5 protein-coding genes are annotated in these 3,908 nt (G+C 39.8%); all 5 read right to left on the reverse strand.

The features are described 5' to 3' along the window. Window positions 1-134 precede the first annotated feature (134 nt). Window positions 135-506 carry a hypothetical protein gene (locus tag F607_RS31850; RefSeq protein ID WP_051311830.1) on the reverse strand — a complete coding sequence of 124 codons (372 nt, stop codon included), beginning with the start codon at window positions 504-506 and terminating at the stop codon, window positions 135-137. Continuing rightward, entirely contained in the window at window positions 484-1,890 is a 1,407-nt protein-coding gene (locus F607_RS33265; protein WP_027710242.1) for a TraB/TrbI/VirB10 family type IV secretion system protein, read from the reverse strand. Before F607_RS33265 ends, F607_RS31850 begins: the two co-directional genes overlap by 23 nt. A gap of 1 nt (window position 1,891) precedes the next feature. Beyond that, complete coding sequence (locus F607_RS0125270; protein ID WP_027710243.1) at window positions 1,892-2,731, reverse strand: TrbG/VirB9 family P-type conjugative transfer protein; 840 nt, start codon at window positions 2,729-2,731, stop codon at window positions 1,892-1,894. After that, a complete protein-coding gene (locus F607_RS0125275) occupies window positions 2,728-3,486 on the reverse strand; it encodes a hypothetical protein (protein WP_027710244.1) in 759 nt (252 codons plus the stop codon). Before F607_RS0125275 ends, F607_RS0125270 begins: the two co-directional genes overlap by 4 nt. A gap of 3 nt (window positions 3,487-3,489) precedes the next feature. Next, on the reverse strand, window positions 3,490-3,908 hold a 419-nt coding region (locus tag F607_RS0125280; protein ID WP_027710245.1), incomplete at its 5' end, for a hypothetical protein.

The raw sequence follows: 3,908 nt of genomic DNA on the forward strand, positions 1-3,908 counted from the left end.
TAAATCACGCTCAATCACATTACGTTGCTTTAATTTAAAGATACTTGCATCTTGCAAATTTAAATGTTGAGTATTACATCCAACCAAAACCAATCCACTGATTAAAAATACTGTTTTTTTCATATCCTCATTCCTTAAGGTTTAGCTGTAAAACTTAGTAATTTATGTTCACGATCTACAATTAAATAATTTTCAGGGCCAATTAACACTAATAACGAATCCATGACACTCATCGTCCTAGACATACGTGCAATGGGTTTAATCGTGTTTGAGGCAATCTGTTGTGCATCAGCTGGTGCAGGCTCATCAAGCTTTAGTTGGTAGCCTGTATGACTAATCAAGTATTCCGCAGCATCTTGCACAGTTTTAGCTTCTGGAGGAAGTACCATTCTTACATATAAATTTAGTGGTTCTAACGCTAAACTGTGTGTACTCCAACTCAATAGCACACTACTTAATGCATAACGAATTAATTTATTTATTTTAATGTTGAGTAATATATTCATCGAAAATGCTGCTCCATGGCGTTAAATACAAATAATCATCCAAGACAATTTTGATAGGAGTGCCTAAATCTAGCTCTTTAGTGGGCACAATATTTAGGTACTTTTGTACCAAAGGTGAAGTTTGTTCTCTTAAGCCTTCTTCCCAGTCGCCACGGACCTCTGTAGAACCAGATATGGCACTGGACCGATCACTATCTGCTGAACTGGAAACAATCGCATAAGCGGTAACACCTAAAAACTGTTCCCATAGGTGATAATCAACTGAGCCTTTAATTGCAGCAATCCCTCCACGGTCCTTTGTGGTGACTTTATTTTTTAAATTAATGGGTGAACCATCTGGCAAAATAAATTGAGTAGCAGGTAAACCCAAACGATTATGTAGCACTGCATTCGGCCCACTAGAAGCAATGGAGCGCCCTATAACTTCTGTGCCCTTGGGAATAAGGACATTTTCATAAGCAATGTCATAAACATCATGCGAGACAATTCCGTGATAAGAACCTAAATAATCACTATTGGTGTACTCATTCAAAATAGCCGTAATCACTGTACCTGGGGGCAGTGGCTTTTTACCCGGCAGTTGTACCGTTGCATCAAGTTTAGGGTCTATAGCCTGGGTAACCGGTTGCGAAGCAACTGTCTGTCCTCGTGGCTGAGATTGAGGTCTAGCCAGAGCTTTAGCTAACGAGTCAATACCTGCGCCAGGATTAAATACCGCAGATTGTACGCCAAGTTGTGACTTAAGCTGATTTATAACTGACTGCTTATCAATCACTTGCTGTGCTTTTTGCTGCACAGTTTTGACTATATTGGGTGTATTTTTTGCTAATGTACTCCCTCCATGCTTTTCTACTGGAAATGTTATGGTTTCTCGTTTCTGGTATGAAGAAAGCGCACGCATCCGTTCACTTTTTTTGAACTCTTTTTCAACTTCGCGAATGGGGTCAGGCTTATGGTTAGCCTGTTTCAGCTTTTCCACCTCAGACATCATCAAGTTATAGCGGTTTTCCAAGTCTCGATAACGCTGTAACAATGCGGTATTTTGTGCGCTGTGCTGTGTACTAGCTTCGTCTTCTGCATACGCTTGCTGTTGTGCTTCAAGTAGTCCGACGGGTTGCTGCGCTTGAAACTCTTCCTGTCCTTTTTGAAAACGCTCTAATGCCACCTCATATGACGAACGAGCGGTATTTGTGTTAGTTTCTTCGCTTTTAGCTGACTGATAGGGTGAAGCTGGTGTATTGTCCTTTTTAACTGGCTGATATGTCATCACCCAAATACCGCTAATAATCACCACTCCACCAAATACCATGAGTAAATACATTTGCAGCTTGCTACGATGCGTTGAAGGGCTAACAGGCGTGCTAGGTTGGCTTTCTCCTAACATGTTAGAATGCCCCCTTTGTAATACCATCCCGCCGTTCAATAGCGATTTCAATATCGTCATATTTCAAACGGAATGCAGGATAAATCCCAACAACACGATATAAATTAGTTACATCATCATATTTGGCTTGAATAATTTCAGGTTTATCCGCAACAGTAGCCTCAATGGCTAAAATACCTTTATTATCATTAAGTAAACGTATATACGTAAAACGACCATCATCGTAAACATCTGACACAATATCTTTACCAATAAAACCACTATTACTGTCCCATTGGTAACGAGTATAAATAAAATGGCGATAGCGACGTAACGCCGCTTTTACAGCATCATCCACTTTTTCCTGCTGCTGGGCACTAGCTTCCTCATACTTGGCTTTCCAAAATGTCATCTGCTGTTGTGCTTGATAAGCCGCTGGATGAATGTAATTAGTCAGTGCAGCAGTTACATTATTGAGGTTTTCACCTTTATTAATAATCGTATAGCAGGGTGTATTACGTTGATAAGTACGCCGTACATTAAAATTAAAGCTTAAACCTTGTTCACTAATCACATGCAGTGTCGTAGTTTCACCTTCTGGCTCTTTAGAATTTGGTTGAATATATAGGTGATTTGCTCCCCCCGTCTTTTCCCAAAGAGCTTCATTACCAAGAAGCATTAATGGGCCTTTTTGACTGGTTAACACATTGTCAGGCAGTTCTATATGAGTCCAACCATTAAATGGGGCATAAATAGTGTAGATTTTTCCTGGTTCCCAGTTTATTTTTTTACAACTGTTTGCTAACACATTTACTGTTACCAGCGAGCTAGCTAATAATGTAGTTGTTATTAATTTTTTCATGATGCTGAGGCCTCTTCCTTAAAGTCCTGAAAGATTTGTGCTTGAATAATTTCGATACCCGCAGGATTAACATGCAATAAATCTTTAGCTTCCTCACGACTCCCAGCGGTTTTTTGCATAATTTCTCGTCGTGATAGCAACCTCCATTGCAACTCCACTATATCGAATGTAGGTTTACCGATGAGCGTATGGTTAGCATCTGTCTGCTCTCGACGAATATGTACTCTGGTGCGATAGATAGTACCTTCAACCAGATCTGACCCTTGCGCATCATAGTGCTGAAGACGACCAACAGTAACATTGACATACTTTTTAGCAGCAACAATATCAGCCGCTTTCTTAATTGCATTAAAGCCTTTTTTGTCATCATAAAACCAGTTGAGCATCTCTGATGTCATAAACATGGTTGCTTTGGGAAAATCTGTATTAATAGAATATGGATTACGACCATAGCGATAATGAATAAAATCACTGATTGACTTATCAATGTTAGATTGAAAAAAACGCTCTGGATCATCTGGTATTGAGAAATCAATATCCCAAGTACCATTCGGATACATTTTTACCCAAACAACTTCAGTATTCGCAACAGCCAGTGCGGATAATTCCGTGACTTTGAGATAACCATAAAAATTCAACGCAATACTGACAGCTATAATAAGATACAACCAGTTGTTGTGTATCTTTTTAAGCTCTTTTGCCACAAGTAAGCCCACTTGAGCGGCATTGGCCTGTTGTGCCTCATCCTGCTGCATTGTTTATTTCCTCATCCTGAGCAATTTAAAGACCACACCCGTCATGCTTGGGGGTTTACCCACACTCGCAGATGCTAAGATGTACGCCAAAGGACCTGCACTTGCTACAAAAACAATTCCTAACCCCGTAATTAATGTAATTTCAGTGACATTCGCGGCAGTAATTTGCAACACCTGCGGCTCTTTAACGCCACCGATAGTAAAACCGCCAAACAAGAAGGCTTCATACAGCATCAAAACGAGGACACAGGCTACACGTACAAAAAATGCAAAAAGTAAAAAACCAAGCATAATGCCAAACATTTTTTTTAGAAAATCAGAAGTTTGACGCCATGCCGCAAGAGGAATAAAAATAAAACCCACTAATTTACAAAATGCAAAACCAATAACTGACCAACCTGCTGCAACCGTCACACTTAGAT

The organism is Zooshikella ganghwensis DSM 15267 (assembly GCF_000428585.1).
GTDB classification, from domain to species: domain Bacteria; phylum Pseudomonadota; class Gammaproteobacteria; order Pseudomonadales; family Zooshikellaceae; genus Zooshikella; species Zooshikella ganghwensis.

Excerpts from the sequence above, each read along its gene's own strand:
- F607_RS31850 (WP_051311830.1), bottom strand. The coding sequence starts at position 506 with ATGAATATATTACTCAACATTAAAATAAATAAATTAATTCGTTATGCA.
- F607_RS33265 (WP_027710242.1), bottom strand. The coding sequence starts at position 1,890 with ATGTTAGGAGAAAGCCAACCTAGCACGCCTGTTAGCCCTTCAACGCAT.
- F607_RS0125270 (WP_027710243.1), bottom strand. The coding sequence starts at position 2,731 with ATGAAAAAATTAATAACAACTACATTATTAGCTAGCTCGCTGGTAACA.
- F607_RS0125275 (WP_027710244.1), bottom strand. The coding sequence starts at position 3,486 with ATGCAGCAGGATGAGGCACAACAGGCCAATGCCGCTCAAGTGGGCTTA.